Origin of the sequence: Spiroplasma taiwanense CT-1 (assembly GCF_000439435.1) — a bacterium.
Classification (GTDB): domain Bacteria; phylum Bacillota_I; class Bacilli_A; order Mycoplasmatales; family Mycoplasmataceae; genus Spiroplasma_A; species Spiroplasma_A taiwanense.
In genome coordinates this window covers 882211-900601 of record NC_021846.1, presented here as the reverse complement: position 1 = coordinate 900601, position 18391 = coordinate 882211, and the positions used below count along the sequence as shown (strand labels likewise).

General features: G+C 24.0%; 16 protein-coding genes and 1 riboswitch. Of the genes, 15 read left to right on the top strand and 1 reads right to left on the bottom strand.

Annotated elements, in window-relative coordinates; translation table 4 throughout:
• Positions 1 to 31 precede the first annotated feature (31 nt).
• From STAIW_RS04535 to phoU, 5 genes are read left to right on the top strand one after another with little or no spacing between them, the layout of a single operon-like run.
• Positions 32 to 3010, top strand: a complete 2979-nt coding sequence (locus STAIW_RS04535; protein ID WP_020834653.1) for an AAA family ATPase — start codon at positions 32 to 34, stop codon at positions 3008 to 3010.
• Between the two features lie 24 nt (positions 3011 to 3034).
• On the top strand, positions 3035 to 4228 hold the full coding sequence (ptsS, locus tag STAIW_RS04530) for a phosphate ABC transporter substrate-binding protein (RefSeq protein WP_020834652.1): 1194 nt from the start codon (positions 3035 to 3037) through the stop codon (positions 4226 to 4228).
• Between the two features lie 9 nt (positions 4229 to 4237).
• The gene (gene pstA / locus STAIW_RS04525; protein ID WP_020834651.1) at positions 4238 to 6364 is read left to right on the top strand and encodes a phosphate ABC transporter permease PstA; all 2127 of its coding nucleotides are present in this window, start codon (positions 4238 to 4240) and stop codon (positions 6362 to 6364) included.
• A 2-nt stretch (positions 6365 to 6366) separates the two neighbouring features.
• Entirely contained in the window at positions 6367 to 7239 is an 873-nt protein-coding gene (pstB, locus tag STAIW_RS04520) for a phosphate ABC transporter ATP-binding protein PstB (protein WP_020834650.1), read from the top strand.
• A 12-nt stretch (positions 7240 to 7251) separates the two neighbouring features.
• Positions 7252 to 7941 (top strand): phosphate signaling complex protein PhoU, encoded by a 690-nt coding sequence (gene phoU / locus STAIW_RS04515; RefSeq protein WP_020834649.1) that lies wholly within the window; start codon positions 7252 to 7254, stop codon positions 7939 to 7941.
• Between the two features lie 20 nt (positions 7942 to 7961).
• Here the strand turns inward: phoU and STAIW_RS04510 are convergent, their stop codons facing one another.
• The gene (locus STAIW_RS04510) at positions 7962 to 8858 is read right to left on the bottom strand and encodes a hypothetical protein (protein ID WP_020834648.1); all 897 of its coding nucleotides are present in this window, start codon (positions 8856 to 8858) and stop codon (positions 7962 to 7964) included.
• Positions 8859 to 8939: 81 nt separating this feature from the next.
• Between STAIW_RS04510 and ftsY the strand changes: the two genes are divergently transcribed.
• The 10 genes from ftsY (at position 8940) to STAIW_RS04460 (ending at position 18356) form a co-directional block, all read left to right on the top strand.
• The gene (gene ftsY, locus STAIW_RS04505; RefSeq protein ID WP_020834647.1) at positions 8940 to 9926 is read left to right on the top strand and encodes a signal recognition particle-docking protein FtsY; all 987 of its coding nucleotides are present in this window, start codon (positions 8940 to 8942) and stop codon (positions 9924 to 9926) included.
• Entirely contained in the window at positions 9919 to 10242 is a 324-nt protein-coding gene (ylxM, locus tag STAIW_RS04500; protein WP_041618894.1) for a YlxM family DNA-binding protein, read from the top strand. Before ftsY ends, ylxM begins: the two co-directional genes overlap by 8 nt.
• Positions 10242 to 11009, top strand: a complete 768-nt coding sequence (locus STAIW_RS04495) for a TIGR00282 family metallophosphoesterase (RefSeq protein ID WP_020834645.1) — start codon at positions 10242 to 10244, stop codon at positions 11007 to 11009. The genes ylxM and STAIW_RS04495 overlap by 1 nt, the downstream gene beginning before the upstream one ends.
• A gap of 71 nt (positions 11010 to 11080) precedes the next feature.
• On the top strand, positions 11081 to 11446 hold the full coding sequence (locus tag STAIW_RS04490; protein WP_020834644.1) for a hypothetical protein: 366 nt from the start codon (positions 11081 to 11083) through the stop codon (positions 11444 to 11446).
• A gap of 45 nt (positions 11447 to 11491) precedes the next feature.
• Complete coding sequence (locus STAIW_RS04485; protein ID WP_020834643.1) at positions 11492 to 12457, top strand: serine aminopeptidase domain-containing protein; 966 nt, start codon at positions 11492 to 11494, stop codon at positions 12455 to 12457.
• A 34-nt stretch (positions 12458 to 12491) separates the two neighbouring features.
• A riboswitch (SAM riboswitch) is annotated at positions 12492 to 12586 on the top strand.
• 56 nt (positions 12587 to 12642) lie between these two features.
• The gene (gene metK / locus STAIW_RS04480; protein ID WP_020834642.1) at positions 12643 to 13776 is read left to right on the top strand and encodes a methionine adenosyltransferase; all 1134 of its coding nucleotides are present in this window, start codon (positions 12643 to 12645) and stop codon (positions 13774 to 13776) included.
• A gap of 1 nt (position 13777) precedes the next feature.
• Positions 13778 to 14437, top strand: coding sequence for a copper homeostasis protein CutC (locus tag STAIW_RS04475; protein ID WP_020834641.1), 660 nt, complete (start codon positions 13778 to 13780; stop codon positions 14435 to 14437).
• Positions 14430 to 15740 (top strand): methylenetetrahydrofolate--tRNA-(uracil(54)-C(5))-methyltransferase (FADH(2)-oxidizing) TrmFO, encoded by a 1311-nt coding sequence (gene trmFO / locus STAIW_RS04470; RefSeq protein ID WP_020834640.1) that lies wholly within the window; start codon positions 14430 to 14432, stop codon positions 15738 to 15740. Before STAIW_RS04475 ends, trmFO begins: the two co-directional genes overlap by 8 nt.
• 37 nt (positions 15741 to 15777) lie before the next feature.
• Entirely contained in the window at positions 15778 to 16485 is a 708-nt protein-coding gene (locus STAIW_RS04465) for a hypothetical protein (RefSeq protein WP_020834639.1), read from the top strand.
• Between the two features lie 80 nt (positions 16486 to 16565).
• A complete protein-coding gene (locus STAIW_RS04460; RefSeq protein ID WP_041618893.1) occupies positions 16566 to 18356 on the top strand; it encodes a biotin/lipoyl-containing protein in 1791 nt (596 codons plus the stop codon).
• Positions 18357 to 18391 lie beyond the last annotated feature (35 nt).

Genomic DNA, 18391 nt, shown 5'->3' with positions numbered 1-18391 from the left:
ATAATGTATTTAAGTTATATAGGACGGCTATATGCAAAAACAAGAGGAAAATAAAATGATTTTTTTAAAAAAAATAGAAGTTTTTGGTTTTAAATCTTTTGCAGAACCAATAAATTTAGACTTTCAATATTCAATGACAGGAATTGTTGGGCCAAATGGTAGCGGTAAATCAAATATAAATGATGCTATTATGTGAGCGTTAGGTGAACAATCATATAAATCACTACGTGGAGATTCAATGGAAGATATAGTTTTTGCTGGAAGCAGTGATAGAAAAGGATTGAATATTGCTGAAGTAACTCTTGTTTTTGACAATACTAATAGAGCATTTAGCACATTAGATTATAATGAAGTATCAATTACAAGAAAATTTTTTAAACTAACTAAGGAATCTGAATATTATATTAACAAGAGCAAAGTTAGATTAAAAGATATTCAAGAAATTGCTTTAGAAACTGGTTTAACTAAATCAAGTTTAGCTATTATTTCTCAGGGATCAATAAGTCATTTTGTTGAATCAAAACCTGAGGAAAGAAGAAAAATTTTTGATGAAGCTGCTGGTGTTGCAATGTATAAAAAAAGAAAAGAAGAAGCTGTTAGAAAATTAATTAGAACACAAGAAAACTTAGATAGATTAAATGACATTATAAATGAAATTGAAAGAAAACTTCCAAATTTGAAGAAGCAGTCAAAAAAAGCAATCTCATATCAAGAAATGTTCAATGAACTAAAAAATATTGAAGTTGCAGTTTTAGTTAATGATATAAAATTGTATAAAAAAAGAATATTAGAACTAAGTGAACAAAAATCTGAACTTAAAACAGAAATTAGTTCACTTGAAAAATCAATTAATAAAACATCAGAAGAATTTACTTCTATTTCTAAGTCAAATCTTTCGCATGATAAAGAGTTTTCAAAATTAAATAGAGAATTTACAAAAATTGTTGAAAAAATTAGTGAACTAAAAGTTTCAAGAATTACTCTCGAAGCAAAAAAAACTAAAATTGATATTGATAATAAGGAATTTAAAATTGCCGAATTAAAAAATAAATCAAAAGAATTGGAAATTAATTTAGAAGCAGAGGAAAAAAAATTATCTAAATTATTATTGGATAAAATTAAGAAAAGAGATCTTTTAGATAATTCAAGTAAACAAAGATTTGAATTAAATCAAAGTTTAGATATTTTAAAAAAACAAATTGCTAAAACAGAAAATAATTTAGATAATTTAATTTCTCGGAAAAATTCATTTGATAATCTTTTTGAAGGTGTGAAAAATGTTTTAGAAAATAAAAAAATCTTACCAGGGATTATTGGTACAGTTCAAGAAGTTATTAATACTAATAAGGAATATGAAATTGCAATGTCAGTTATTTTGCAAAACGGTTTACAAAATATAATTACAAAAACAGCAGTAGATGTGAAAATTGCAATTGAATTTTTGAAAAAAAACAAAGCTGGTTACGCAACATTTTTACCTCTTGACAATTTAAAACCAAATTATATAAGTAATGAAACAAGATTTATTATACAAAAATCAAATGGTTTTATTGGTTTTGCAAATGAATTAATAAAATCGGAAAAAAAATATCAAATAGTATTAGATTATTTAGTAGCAAATTATATTGTTGTAGATAGTTATGATAATGCTTTAGAAATTTCAAAAATTACAAATGCAAAATTTAATGTTGTAACATTAGATGGGCAACGGATACTACCACATGGAGCAATAGTTGGGGGAAATCGTAAGCATAAAAATATATTAATAAATGATTCGGAACAAATAATTGAATTAGAAAAACAAAAAGAAGAATTAGATTTAAAGGAATTAAATTTTTCAAAACAAGTTTCATCATTAAGCGATACAATTGAAATTTTAAGAGAAGAACTTGCTGAAATTCAGTCTTGAATTGGAGCAAGTAAACATGCTAGTGAGTTAACAGAAAAGGAACTCTTTTTAATAAAAGAAGAATATAGAATACTTACTGGAAAAGAATTGGACGGAAATGAAATTGAATTTAAGTCAGTGGATGAACAAATAATTAAAATTATTGAACAAACAACAATTCTTCAGAATTCAAAAGATGAAATACAACAACAGATAAATGTAATTTGAACAATAAAAGATAAAACATCAGAAAGACAAAATAGTTTAAGTAGACATATTGATGAAGAAAGAAAATTGCTATCTTCATTAAAAGATAAATATTCTGGATTAAATTCGGATGTAACATTATTGCTTGAAAAACAATCAAATTCAACTTCTAGATTGGCACAAAATTATGATTTAACTTTTGAAGCTGCTTTGGAAGTAAATAATATAGTAGTTATAAATGAAGAAGATGAAATTAGAAATAGAATTAAGGAATTAAGAACTCAAATTAATTATCTTGGAAACGTAAATTTAGATTCAATTGCTGAATTTGAAGAAGAAAACACAAGATATCAAACATATGTGGAACAAACTCAAGATGTAATTGACTCAATAAATAATTTAAAAGATGCAATTAGTGAAATGGATGAACAAATGATAATTCAATTTAAAAAAATTATAAAAGATGTAAATAGTGCATTACCTGAAACTTTTATAACTTTATTTGGAGGTGGATCAGCTTCAATAATTTATACAAATGAAAATGATATTTTAAATACAGGAATTGATCTAAAAATATCACCACCTGGTAAGAAAATTACAAATCTGAATTTATTAAGTGGTGGTGAAAAATCTATGGTTGCTTTATCAGTTTTATTTTCTATACTAAAAGTTAAACCAATTCCTCTAGTAATTTTGGATGAGGTTGAAGCACCTTTAGATATTGCAAATGTAGAGAGATTTGCAAAATATTTGAAAACATTTACAAATGTTACTCAATTTTTAATAGTTACTCACAGAATGGGAACAATGGAAAATTGTGATACTTTATTTGGTGCAACTATGGAACAAAAAGGTGTTACAAAACTTGTACAAATAAAGTTAATTGAAGCAAAACAATTATCTAATGCAAAATAACTTATACTTTTAAGGAGAAAAATCATGACAAAAAAAATAAGTTTGATATTATTGGTTTTTTTAACAATAGTATTAAGTCTTTGAATTTGATCTTTTACAGCATCTAAAAACTCAATTGTTTTAGGAGGAAGTACAAGCGTTAATCCATTTATGCAAAAAATGACAAAAATTTATTTTGATAATGGTAAAACAGACTTTGTATACAATTCCACTGGAAGTCAAGCAGGAGTTGGTGGTGTTGAAAAAACAATGTATTCAGCAGGATTTGTTTCAAAAAAAATAAAACCTGAAACATTATCAACTGGACATAAATTTAAAAAATTAGACTGTGAAACACAAAGTTGTGAAGTAAAAAATAAAGATGAATTTGATGTTATTAAAACAAATATTATAAATAATGCAAATAAAGAAGAAAAAAATAATTCATATATTGGTTTAGAATTTGCAATTGACGCAATTGGTGTTATTTTTAATTCTCCTACATATTGAAATGAAATTGGAGAACAATCAAACACCTCTCTAAATGATTTAGTAGATTTTGCAAAAAAAGAAGATGATAATTTATCTGAAATATATGCAGGAAATTATACTTGAGAAGAATTTGGATTAAAATTAATAAAAAATGATGAAAATAAATATTTAGATTTATTAGAAAAAATAAAAAATAATAGTTCTGCATCAAAAAAAATTGTAACTTTCACTAGAGAAGATGGTTCTGGTACTAGGAGTGCATTTTCAGATATTACTGGAATTAAAAGTATGCCAAAATCAAATGTTGTTAACTCAAATGGATCTATGATTGAAAATATTGCAATAGCACCAAGTATTGGATATGTTTCAAATGCCTTTTTAAGTCAATTATCAAATGAAAGCACTGTTAAACTTTCTGGATTTAATGGCAAAAAACTTGCTTATGGAGAAAATGGCAAACCGCAAAAATTTGAAAATGGAAAATGGGATGAATGAACATCTGAAAATAATGATTCAAACTTATCGACTAATGATTTATTTATTAAAGATATCTATGAATTTAAGAGACCTTTTATAGCAATATTTAATACTTATAATAATTTAAATCAAATATTGGATTTTTTTGAATTTATTCTTACAGATTCTTCAAATGATTCTCAAAAAGAAAGTGCGGAAAAAGTATTTAAAGATGAGGGTTTGGTTAAAAATTTTGAATTTAACCCGCTTCCAGTAGATAAAAAAATATAGAGGTATTTTATGAGAGAAAAAAATTTAATCAAAAAAATGCCAAAGGCAAAAACATCTAAATTAGATATAACTACTAAATCTTCAATTATATTTATTACATCTATTGTTTTATTAATTTTAGCTATTTTAGTAGGATTTATTTTATATAAATCTGTTCCAGTATTTTCTAATTTTTCATTCTTTAAGTTTATTTTTTCAGAAAATTGAACTCCTTCAAGTGCTGTTGATGGTTCATATGGACTAGGAAAAATAATTCTTTCAACATTAACAATGCTTTTTATTTCATTACTATTTGCAATTCCTTTAACAATATTTAGTTCATTGTTTATTACTGAATATTTAAAAAATAATACAAAAAAATTTGTAATAACAGTTATTCAATTGTTAGCAGGAATTCCATCAGTTGTATTTGGATTATTTGCACTTGATCAAATTGGTCCATTATTTGTTTTAATGGGAGCTCCAAGTAGTGGAAATATGATGACTGCAAGTTTAACATTATCATTTATGGCTTTGCCCACAATGATAGCATTATCAATTAATGCAATTGAAGCAGTTCCTGAAAGTCACCGTTATGCTTCTCTTGGTTTAGGTATGACAAAGGAAAGAACAACATTTAGTGTTGTATTAGTTTCTGCAGTTCCAAAAATTATTACAGCTATTATTACAGGTGTGGCAAGAATAATTGGAGAAACAATGGCTGTAATTTTAATTGCAGGAAATTCAACTCAAGGATTAAATACAGATGATGGTTTTTTAGGTTTTATCTTCTCTTCAATTAGAACACTTGCAGGAACAATTGGGTTAGAAATGTTAGAAAATCATGGTACAATTCATGAATCTGCACTATATGCAATTGGTTTAGTTTTATTTTTTATAGTGATAATAATCAATTTAATTATTTTAGCAATTGGAAATATCAATAAAAATAAGACTAAAAATTTTAAAAAGCATAAACCTAAAAAAACTTCTTTCAAAAATAAACATTACACCTATGAATTAAGTAAATTAAACATTTTAGTAGAAACTTATACAGAAAAAAGGTTTGCTAAAAAAATGCATAGTGCAATATTAAAATTTTTTATGATTTCTTCAACAGCAATAATAATTGGATTTACAAGTTGAATTCTATTAACAGTTTTTATTAAAGGATTTGCAAAATTTAATTTAGATGCATTTTTAGAAATAGAGGGCCAAAGATCTGGAATATTTGCATTAATGTTAACAACATTTTTGTTAATTCTTTCAACAACTATATTTGCTATTCCATTAGCTTTATTTGTTGCAATTTATCTTGCAGAGTATGCTCATAAAGAAAGCAAATTTGCAAAAGTTATTAGATTTACAATTAATGTTCTTGCTTCAACTCCAAGTATTGTATTTGGTGTATTTGGTTTAAGTTTATTTGTTGTAGCTATGGGAATTCCTATGTCAATTTTTGCTGCAAGTTTAACTATGACAATTGTTGTTTTGCCTTCTATGATTACAGCTTTTGAAGATTCTATTACATCTGTTCCAATTCTTTATAAAGAGGCTGCATATGGAATGGGAATGACAAAAACAGGTGTATTATTAAAAGTAGTAATACCTAATGCAACAAAAGGACTAGTTACAGGTATTATTCTTGCAATAGCAAGAATAATTGGTGAATCTGCTCCAGTTTATTTAACACTTGGAACAGCTGTGAGAATGCCAGGAGAAGGTTTTTTCTCTTCAGGTGCAACTTTAACAACAGAAATTTATATGATGGCTTCAGAAGGAAGTGATCCTGAAACACTTGGAGTGGCATATCAAATAGCATTAGTAACAGTTTTATTAGTTTTAGGTTTAAATGCATTAAGTAAGTATATTGGTATTAAGTTAACACCAGGTTATAAAAAAATTAGTTTCAAGCAATTGTGAATTATTAGATATAAAAAAGTTTTTTATCATAATTATAAAAAGACATTTATAAGTCTTGGAAAAACATTAAAAATCTGATGAAAAAATTTTATTAATCTATTCAATTACAAGAGAATAAAAATTTATAGAAAAAATAGTAAAGTTAGATCTAATGTGATAAAAAAAATAAAAATAGAAGCCAAAAGTAATAAAATAAAAAAAATTAGTAAAACTTTTGATAAAAAGAGGGATTAAAAATGTCTGACAAAAAAATATTAGATAAGAATATTGCAAATAATACTGAAGATTTAGAACTTATATCAGAAGAAAAAATTTTTTCAAAACATAAAAAAGTACCTTTAAAAGCAAGAGAAAATGTTATTGAAGTTAAAGACTTTAATTTTTATTATAATGGTGGAGCAAAACAAGCTTTGTTTGATATAAATATGGCAATAAAAGAAAATACTGTTACTGCATTAATTGGGCCTTCTGGATGTGGAAAATCAACTTTAATAAGATCTATTAATAGAATGAATGATTTGGTAGATAATATTGCAATTGAAGGAGAAATAAATGTTCATGGAAAAAATATTTATGAAACTGGAACCGATGTTGTAAAATTAAGAACAGAAGTAGGTATGGTTTTTCAAAAAGCAAATCCATTTCCAATATCAATTTATGATAATGTAGCTTTTGGACCAAGAAATCAAGGGATTTCAGATAAACAAGCACTTAATCAAATTGTAGAAGATTCACTTCGTAAAGCAGCACTTTGAGAAGATGTAAAAGATTATTTAAAAGATTCTGCTTTAGGTTTAAGTGGAGGCCAACAACAAAGATTATGTATTGCAAGAGCAATTGCAATGAGACCAAAAATATTATTAATGGATGAACCAACAAGTGCTTTAGATCCAATTGCGACTTTAAAAGTGGAAGAACTTATACTTAAATTAAAAAATGAATATACAATAGTAATAGTTACTCACTCAATGGCTCAAGCAACAAGAGTAAGCGATTATACAGCTTTCTTCTTACAAGGAGAATTAATTGAGTATGATAGAACAAAGAAAATATTTACAAATCCAAAAAATCAAAAAACAGAAGACTATATTTCTGGAAGATTTGGATAGGGGGAAGTTAAAGTGTCTTACAATAAAATATTAGATAGTGATATTAAAACTATAAAAAAAGAATTAATTAGATTAGTTGAATCTACAAAATCACAATATGCAAATACTTTTGAAGCGCTTAAATCTCAAAACTTAGATCTTGCAAAAGAAGTTGTAGATGGTGACATTATGATAAATGATATGCAAAATAGTTTTACAAAAATGGCTTTATGAAAAATTGCAAAGCAACAAATGGTTGCAGGAGATTTAAGACTTGCAGTTGGAGGAGTTTTAATTAGTCGTGAAATTGAAAGAATTGCTGATGTTGCAAAACATATTTGTACATTTACAATAAAATACAGACCAGAACCAATTGAAGTTGAATACATTTCGAAAATGTTTGATTTAGTAAATAGTATGTTAAACATTACCTCAACTTTAATAGAAAATTATGATAATGATCAACATATAAAAGTTTTAAAAATGGAAAAACAATTATCAACAGAATTTCAAGAATTAAGTAATACTCTTGCTGAAAAAACATTTGAAGCTAAAACAAAAGATGATTCTAAAAAAATAATTACAATAGTAAGACAATTGAAAAATTTAGAAAGAGCAGGAGAGCACTTAATAAATGTTGAAGAAACACTTCAATTTATTAGAACTGGTAAATTTGAAGAGTTACAAGAAACAATCGTAAATATATTAGAAATAAAAAAATAGTTTAATTAATCAAACTATTTTTATTTTAAATTTTTTAATGTAATAATTTTAGGAACTGAAAATAAATTTTCAGAAAGCTGGATTGTTACAAAATTCATTTTTTTATCGATACTTAAAATTTTAAAAACCTTATCATATGCTAGAGTTGAATTATTAAAAAATGCATATTTTGAAATTCATTCAAATATATTTTGTTTTGTTATATTTATATTTTTTGATATATTAATATATTTTTGTCAAATGTTTTTTGGCAAAACTACTGAATCTCTTAAAAAACTGAAACTAAATTGTTTTCCTGTTAAAAATTCAGAGTTTAGATAATTATCAAAATTTAATGAATTCTCAATTAAATCAAAATCTAAAAATTCTCAAAATTCCTTTACTCCATTTAAATAAAGTGTTGAATTTGCATAAATATCAAATAATTTCTTAAATTTTATTTTTAATATATCTTCAATTTCTATTTGCAAATAATTATTTTTTTCCAATAAAATTGGATTTGAATTTAAATAAATTTGAAAAGCTGAACTAAAATCGTCAATATTATTATAATTAAATAAAATTAGAGTAAATTCCAGCTCTAACTCTTCATTTAAAATAAAATTATCTTTTTTATCTTTAAAAATAATTTTTACAATATCTTCATTAAATTCAATAATTTCATAATCAAATTCATTAATAATTTTTTTAGTGATTTCATTACTATCAAAATTTTCTGTCAATATCGCTTTTAAATTATTTTTTATATATTCTTCTTTATTTTCATTCTTATCATAAAAGAAATACATGTATTCATTATATGATTTTAAAAAATCTAAATATTTATTTTGATCTTTACTTTCATTTTTAAATGATGTTGTCACAACTGGAGTAACAGTTAATCCAATTGAAAGAAGAACAGGCAACATTTTTTTCATATTCTTTCCTCACTTGCAAATAATACTTTATATTTATATTAAAATTATTATACAATTATTTTAAAGAATTGGAGAAAAAATATGGGATTTTGAAGTAATTTAAAAGCAAAAAGAGAAACAAAAAAAGAAATTAAAAAACATAAAAAAGAACACAAAACTACCCTTACTTTTTCAGATGATATTAAAAAATTAAGTAAAAAATATAAAGGTGCAAATAGTGAGTTTTTTGAGGAATTGGAAAATGTTTTAATAAAAACAGATATGGGAATGAAAATGGTTTTAGAAATTTCTAATAGAGTTCAAAAACATATAAAGCCAAAAAATAATTTTAATGAAATTAAAGAAATATTAGCAGAACAAATTTATGAAGCTTATTTGGATTCTGGGAAGTTTAATTCAAAATTGAACTTTAAGGAAAATAAAATTAATATTTTTTTAATTGTTGGTGTAAATGGAGTTGGTAAAACAACAAGTATTGCAAAATTAGCAAATTTTTATTCAAAAATGGGAAAGAAAGTATTAATTGCAGCAGCGGATACTTTCAGAGCAGGTGCTGTAGAACAGTTACAGGAATGATGTTCAAAAAGATTAACAAATGTTGATTTAATTAAGCCTTTTAATAATTCTAAGGATCCTGCTAGTGTAGTTTATGATGGTGTAAAAAAAGCGATTGATGAGAAATATGATTTATTGCTTATAGATACTGCTGGAAGACTTCAAAATAAAGAAAATTTGATGAAGGAATTAGAAAAAATGACAAAAATTATTCAAAAAAGTGTTTCTGATGGTCCACATGAAAGATTACTTGTAATTGATGCTCAAACTGGTCAAAATGGTATTAGTCAGGCAAAAGCTTTTTCTGAAACAACTCAGGTAAGTGGAATAATACTTACAAAAATGGATGGAACAAGCAAAGGTGGGATTGCTTTAGCAATTAAAGATATATTGAATATTCCAGTAAAATTAATGGGAACTGGGGAAAAAGTTGATGATTTAGTTAAATTTGATGTTGATGAATATGTATGAGAATTAACAAAGGACTTTATGGAAGAAGATGACAATGAATAATAATGATATAGTAAAATCTGTTCTGATAGGTCAATTATATGATTTTTATAAAAGCTTATTAACTGACAAACAACAAAAATATTTTGAATTATATTTTTTTGAGGATTTAACACTTCAAGAAATAGCACAAGAATTTAATATATCTAGAAATGCAGTTTATGATAGTATTTCAAAAACTTCTAATTTATTAATTGATTTTGAACAAAAATTAACTTTAAAAAATAAGAGTGATAAATTAAGAGAAATTATTGAAAACTATAAAAATAATAAACTTTCAAAAGAAGAATTTATTTTAGAATTAGAGGGAGATACATAGTGAATATTTTATTAGTTGGAGATGTTTATTCAAAGTCAGGTAGACTTATTCTAGAAAAACATTTAAATAAATTAGTTAAACAGGAAAATATTGATTTTATTGTTGTTAATGGTGAAAATATTAGCCATGGAAAAGGCATTAATAAAAATCATTATGATTTTTTAAAGAAATTAAAAGTTAATGTAATTACAACAGGAAATCATGTTTTCAAAAATAGAGAAACTTTTGAATTTATTAATGAAACTCATGATTTACTGAGGCCTGCAAATATGAATTCTTATCTTCCAGGACTTGGAACTAATGAGTTTTTTATAAAAAATAAAACTATAAGAATTACAAATATTATGGGTAAAAGTTTTATGGAACATGTTAATAATCCCTATGAAATAATGGATCAAATTTTATTACAAAATAAGGCAGAAATTCATATTGTTGATTTTCATGGTGAGGCAAGTGCTGAAAAAATAGCTTTTGCTTGAAATTATGATGGTCAATTAACAGGAGTTTTTGGTACACATACACATGTTCAAACAGCAGATGAAAGAATTCTTCCAAAAGGAACAGCTTTTATTACTGATTTGGGAATGACAGGACCACTTGATTCTATAATTGGGGCAAATCCACAAGAAGTAATTTTTAAGGAAAAAACAGGGCTTCCTATTAAGTTTAGTCCCTCTGAAAATAATGGTATTTTATGTGGAATTATTTTAGAAATTGATGATTCAACTAATAATGCAAAAATGATAAAAAGAATTCAATTAACTTAATTAATATTTTTTTGTTAATATATATTATATATTTTATTTTTATAAACAACTTTAAGGAGGATGAAAATAAAATGAAAAAACACGAAAAACTTAGAAATTTACATGATACATTATTTGCCTTAGATAAAGAGGTTAAAAATATTTGTAGTGGTATTGAATATAAATTAAAAACTTCTTCAAAATATCAAGATACATTGGAAAGAATATTATCTGAAGTTGAATTTGAAAGAAAAAATGAAATATATGGAAGATCATCAGTTTATGATTTTGAAAGAATGAGAATTAATCTTGAACAAGATACAGGAAATCTTATTTATGAAGCAATTAATATTATGGGAAGTGAAGAGTTTTTAATTAGAAAACAAAATGTAATCTTTGCATTTTGATTTATGGGGCAATTTGATGTTTATACTTTAGATTTATCAGATTTAGAGTAAGTATATTTATTTATATATGAAAAATATTAATAGTTAGGTGATAATGTGCAAATTTGAACAATTTTTTGAGAAATATTTAGTATATTTATTTATGTTTTTTCAGGAATAATTATATTTATTTTTTTGTTTTTATTAATTTTCAGATTATTTAAAATTTTTTCTTTAAAATTTAAATCTCAAAAAGTTAAAAAAGGTGAATTAATAAAGAAAAAAATGTTTCAAACATCTGATGCCTATGATTTAAGATGATATGGTGAAGTTAATTCAGATAGTAAATATATAATACTTGCTATTCATGATTTACTAAGAACAAGAAATGATTTCGAAAATTTAGTTAATTGATTACAAAAAAATAAATATAAAGATTTTTCTCTTGTTTCTTTTGATCAAAGAAGTTGTGGGGAAAATTTATTAGAGAAAAATAAAAATTTAGGTGCTTTAATTTCTGATATTGAAGAAATTATTACAGAATTAAGTGAAAAATTTAAAAATCAAAAATTAATATTACTTGGTGAAGGTTTTGGTTCTGCATTAGCAGCTTATTTTTCAAAAAATGATAATGTGGAAAAAATAATAATGTCATCTTTAAGATTGAATTTCACTTACAAAAAATCATTTTCTTTTTATATAAAATTATGATTTGGTGTTGCTTTTAAGATTAATACTCTTTTATTTCAAAATATAAATGGTTTAGATTTAACTGATGATTCGACTTATGCAAATAAATTAGAAGATGAGAATAATAAAAATGGTTCAATAAATATTAGAGAATACTTTCAATTTAAAAAAATAACTAAAAAAATTGTAAAAAATATTTCTAATAGTAACTCTAAAATCGATTTAATTTTGCCAAATAATGATTTTTATTGTAGCAGAAAAAAAATAGTTAAATTAATTAATAAACTGGATAAAAGTAAGTATAATTTAGACACATTTAAAGATAAAAAACATTTTATGTTAAATTCAGTAAAAACATCTGAAATTTTTGAAAAAATAATAAAAAGTGTTTAAAATTTGATATTATAAATATTGAAATTAAATAAAATGCTTATTAAGAACTATGGAGAGAAAAAAACTCGGTGAAATAGTAGCAACCTTTTTGGTTAGGTGCTTAAAATAAGGGGAAACCAGCAATGAGAAATCTATTAATCCTCTTATTATAGAGGATTTTATTTTTTAATAAGGAGAAATTAAAAATGAAAAAATTTTTTACAAGTGAATCAGTTTCAGAAGGACACCCAGATAAATTGTGTGATCAAATATCTGATGCAATATTAGATGAGTGCTTGAAACAAGATAAAAACTCAAAAGTTGCATGTGAGACTTTTATAACTGATAATTTTGTTTTAATTGGGGGTGAAATTAAAACAACAGCAATTGTAGATTATAAGGAAATTGCTAAATGAGTTTTAAGTAGAGTTGGTTATAAAGATGAAAGTACAGGAATTAACCCAAACAAGGCAGAAATTATTGTGAAAATTCATGAACAGTCACCGGATATTGCTATTGGTGTTGAAAAAGAGGATATGGGAGCAGGTGATCAAGGAATAATGTTTGGTTATGCAAATAATGAAACATCAAATTATATGCCATATTCAATTCAAGTTGCTCATGATTTGGTTCATATTGCTTCAAAATTAAGAAAAGCTGGAGCTTTTAAGTGAGCGCAACCAGATATGAAATCTCAAGTTACAATTGATTATACAAATTCAAAAAATCCAAGAATAGAAACAATTCTTATGTCTGTTCAACATGATAAAGATTATAATAAAGAAGAATTTGAAAATTTTATAAAGAAAAATATAATGGATGTAATTGCAAAAAGATATAATTTAAATACTGATTTTAATGTACTTATAAATCCAACTGGAAGATTTGTAATTGGTGGACCTAAAAGTGATACAGGTCTAACAGGTAGAAAAATTATTGTTGATACTTATGGGGGATATTCAAGACATGGTGGGGGAGCATTTTCTGGTAAAGATGCTTCAAAAGTTGATAGAAGTGCAGCGTATATGTGTAGATATGCTGCAAAAAATATTGTAGCAGCAAGATTAGCAGATCAATTAGAAATACAAGTAAGTTATGCAATTGGTAAAGCAGATCCAATTTCAATATTTATTGAGTCGTTTGGCACAAATAAAGTTTCTAATGATGTTTTATATAAAGCGTTGATAGAAAATTTTAACTTCAATCTTAGTTCAATAATTAAAGAATTGGATTTAAATAGTCCTGTTTATTTTAGAACAAGTAAATATGGGCATTTTGGTAAAAAGGAATTTAATTGAGAAAAATTAGATAAAGTTAGAGTATTAAAGGAATTTTTATAGAATGCTACTTGAAATAATTGCCAAAAACATTGAAGATTCAATAATAATTAATAAAACAAAAGCAAATAGGATTGAGTTTTGTAAAAATTTAGAAGTTGGGGGATTAACTCCAAATAGAGAAGATATTGTTGAAGTATGTAATAATTCAGTTTTACCAGTTAATGTTATTGTTAGAAGCACTGCAAGAGATTTTTTTTATATAAATGATGAAAAGTGTGAGATGTTAAAAGAAATTGAGTTTATTCGTACTACAAAGGCAAATGGAATAGTAATAGGGGCATTAAATAAGGATTTTACAATTGACCAAGATTTTTTAAAAAAAGTAATTGAAATAAAGGGCAATTTGTCTATTACTTTTCATAAGGCTTTTGATTTAGTTCAAGATTTTGAAGTCGAATATAAAAAAATAGCTAAATTAAAAATTGATAATGTTTTAACAAGTGGAGGTCAAAATTTAAAACATGGATTTGCTGTAATTGAAAAATTAGTGAATTTAAAATTATCTACCATTATATTAGTTGGTGGAGGAATAAATAAAGAAAATTTTAAGAAAGCTATGTTTTTAACAAAAAATGTTCATATAGGTACAGCAGCAAGAGTAGATAATACTTGAAATACACCAATTGATTTACAAAAAGTGAGTAAGTTATTAAATGAGTAAAAATGAAATTAATGTAATTGGTGCTGGTTTAGCGGGTTGTGAAGCTGCTTGACAACTTGCAAAAGTTGGATTTAAAGTAAAACTTTATGAAAAAAAGAAAAAAAATAAAAATGAAATACAGAAATTAGATACATTTTGTGAATTAGTATGTTCCAACACTTTAAGAAGTATTTCAACTCAGAATGCTGTTGGTATTTTAAAACAAGAATTAAAATTATTAAATTCATTTATTCTAGAATGTGCATATAAAACTCAAATTCCATCAGATGATGCTCTTGCAGTTGATAGAGAAAAATTTTCTCAATTAGTGGAAAACAAAATTAGAAATAATTCAAATATTGAAGTAATTGAAGATGAATTTTTGGATTTAAATAATGAGAATGTAACTTTAATTGCAACAGGACCTTTATGTTCAGAGGAATTTAAATTTAAAATTGAACAACTATTAGGAAAACAAAAACTTTTTTATTTAGATGCATCTGCGCCAATTATTGAAAAAGAAAGTATTGATTTTTCAAAAGTATACTATCAGTCAAGACATAAGAATGATAAAAGTTATATCTGTATTCCATTAAATGAAGAACAATTTAATAATTTTCACAAAGAACTTATTAATGCACAAAAAGTTGAAGTAAAAGATTTTGAAAAAGAAATATTTTTTAGAGGTTGTCAACCAATTGAACAATTAGCAAGAGTTTCAAAAAAAATATTACTAAAATCAGTTATGTCTCCTAATGGATTAACAAATTCTAAAGGAGAAATTCCATTTGCGGTTGTTCAATTAAGAAGAGATGATGCACTTGATAATTTGTATAATATTGTTGGTTTTCAAACAAATTTAACTTGAAAAGAACAAAAAAGAATATTTTCAATGTTGCCAGGTTTAGAAAATGCTATATTTAGAAGATTTGGTGTTATGCATAAAAATAATTTTATTAATTCTCCAAAAATTCTAAATAAAAAATTACAAATGATGAGGAAAAAAAATATTTTTTTTGCAGGTCAAATTACAGGAGTTGAAGGTTATATTGAGTCATTTGCAACAGGTCTTGTAAGTGCATATGGAATTATTTCATATTTAAATCAAAAAAAATTTATTAATTTTCCTGAAGAGAGTATTATAGGAAGTTTAGTAAATTATATTACAAATCCAAATATTAAAAAATTAAAACCTATGAAAGCAAATATGGGGCTAGTAGAAATAGATAAAAAATTAATTTTTAATAATAAGTTTGAAAAAAATGAATTTATTTATAAAGAAGCAATAAAAAAAATAAAATATTTTATTAATTCAAACAAGTAGAATATTATTGTATGTATGAAATGATGAGGTATATTTTATGTTTTTATGTAAAAAAGAAATATTAGATGAATTAGGTGTTAAATTATTGCAATATTTAATTTTTTATAAAGGAATAAAAATTTCAGAAGAGGAATTACATGATTTTGTTTTTGAAGAAGAGTTTTTAGATAAAAATGCAATAGAATTTTTTGAACCTAAATTAATAAATTATGGTAAATTTTGATATTTAATAAAATCTAAAATTTTGGAAAGTAAATTACTTCAAAAAAAGGGAATAAATAAATGAGCTTTTGATTTGGAAACTTATAAAAAAATTTATTTACTTTTAGACGAACAAGGAACTTATATTAATAATTTTTCTGAAGATAATGAAATTGGAAAAGAAGTTATAAATAAAATAAAATATATTGAAAGCAAAATATTTGCATTAGAAGGAATTGAATCTTTAATAGAATACATGCTTATTATTTATATTTACTTTTTAAACAAACAATTTTTTGGAGAGTTTACAATGGAATTTCTATGAATATTTGCAAATTCAATATTAATCTTTAAAGAATGTGGACCAATTTTTCCTGCATATAATGAGGAATTATATATTTGAATTGAAAAATGAGAAAAGCTAGCAAATCAATGTAAAAATTTAAAAATAAGTGAATATAATATTGCACCACTTTATAAATCTTGTTTTATTGATTTATTAGATGCTTCTGAAAATTCAAGATTAAAATGGTTTATTGTATAAAATATTTAATTCGTAATTAAAGTAGTGTAAAATAGTTCTATGTAGTGTTTGGGCAAAACTTTTTGGGAAGGGCAATAATTGTGGAAAAAATTAAATTTAGAAACTTAAAAAAATATAAAGGTATTGTAGAGAAAGTTTATGTAAAAGATGGACAACCAGTTAAGAAAGATGAACTGTTAGCTGTAATTACAACTCAATTAGAAAGATCTAATATTACTTCACCAATTGATGGTGTAATAAGAAATGTTTATATAATTGAGTCTTTAATTGTTTCTCATGGTGATACAGTATTTGACGTATTTACGGATTTTGAAATAAATACATTATTGAAAAAGCCCTCAAGTATTAATGATACATTAAGAGAAGGTTTAAATGAATTTGGATATTTGGAAAAATTAATAAATAAGGAATCTTTTGAAGATTTAAGTAAAAATAATAAAAATTATATTTCTGTTGATTCAGTAACCCAAGAAATGGAAAAGTTCACAAAAGTAGAGACAACTTCAAATAATAATGATAATAATTTTACAACTGAAACTGTGGATGATTTTGATATTTATTTTGATTCAGAGACTGCAATACTAAATGCTTTTGATAATCAGGAACTTATAAATAAAAATATTGAAATTGAAAGAGAAGTTATTTTAAATCCAGTAAGTATCTCAGATTCGATTACAGAGGAACTTGCTTGACATTCAAAAAAAATTGATATTTTAAAAAAGGGAATTGATTTAAAAATATTTGAAGAAAATAATTTGAAAGCAAAAGAGACTAAAATTAATGATGAAATTGAAAATCAGCAAATTTTACCAGCATTTAATGATGAAATTGTGAAAAGTGAAAATATTATAGAATCTTCACAAAGTGTAGAAAGTGAAGATAATTTAACCGCTAATGAGTTCAAAATAAAATTTGAAACTAATGAAACTCAAATTAACGATTTTGATGAATCAAATTTAGAAAATGCAAAAATCTTGAAAATTCAAGAAATTGAAAGTTTAGTAGATGAAAAAATATTATTAGTTCAAAATGAATTATCTATTTTAAATAAAAATAACATAAAGTTTAATGATTTAGCAGAAAAATTTAATTTACTTAAAAAAGAATTAGAATTTGCTAATAGTAAAATTTCTAAAATTAAATTATTAGAAACTGATTTGAATGAATTGAAGAAAAATACTTTATTAATTGGAGAAACAAATAGTAAAATTGAATTACTTGAAAATCAATTTAATCAAATAAAATTTGAAAATCAAGATTTAAAAAATGAGATTAAAAAGATATCAAATACTAGTAATTCAAAAGTTTTAATGAATTCAAGTAATAATCAAGTATCATATGTAGATTTCTCAATTGATATTACAGCATTAATAAATTTACACACTTTAATGATTGAACCAAGTAAAAAAAATGATATTTGATTAGAATTAAATGCTTTTTTTGCAAAAGCTTTAAAAAAATCTTTTATTAAATTTAAAGAGTTAAAAATTGATAGTGATTATATTTGTCTAATTCAAAATAATAAAGGTAAATTGGTACAAAAAAATGTAGAAATTTTTGAAAATTCATCAATTTTAGATATTGCAAAAAATATTGAAAATTATGTAAAAAATGAAAATAATATTGCAAAAATTTCATTATTTGATTTAACAAATACAAATATCAATAACGCTAAATTAAACTTGTATGAACAAAATATTATTACAATATACTTTTCAAAAATTACTCATTCTTTTAAAGAGGATGGAATTCTTTCAAGTTATTTGAATTTATGTTTTGCATTTAATGAGGATATTATTGCTTTCGAAGAAATGATTAAATTTACTTCATATTTTGTGAATTTATTAAGAAATCCAGGCTTTTTAATTTAATTGAATTTTTTAATTAAGGATAGTTTTACTATCCT